Source organism: Mesorhizobium sp. WSM4830 (genome assembly GCF_055811495.1).
In genome coordinates this window covers 1-269 of record NZ_JBVVQI010000136.1, presented here as the reverse complement: position 1 = coordinate 269, position 269 = coordinate 1, and the positions used below count along the sequence as shown (strand labels likewise).

The 269-nt window shown below is 53.5% G+C and carries 1 protein-coding gene; it reads left to right on the top strand.

Annotated elements, in window-relative coordinates; genetic code table 11:
- Positions 1-58: 58 nt before the first annotated feature.
- On the top strand, positions 59-269 hold a 211-nt coding region (locus AC0L2Y_RS34700), incomplete at its 3' end, for a hypothetical protein (protein WP_473562355.1).

Below are 269 nucleotides of genomic sequence, written 5' to 3'. Positions count from 1 at the left end.
GGGCGCTACTATCACGAACCTGAATCCTGAGTTTGCGACTCTTGAATCCGATGGTCGCTTGACCCGTATTTCTGATGGTGTCGGTGCTGTCGAATTCAACATTGGACAATTAAAAACGCGCAGGCGTTTCGATGTTCGCCAGCGATCCAGCGGAACTCGGCGGGATTTCTTGGGATACACCACCGGAACCGTCCCTGCTTACCTTGAAGCGCAAGTCGCTGCTCTCGCTGACTCCGATCCAACAAAACGCGGGGTGGAGTATTTCAGCA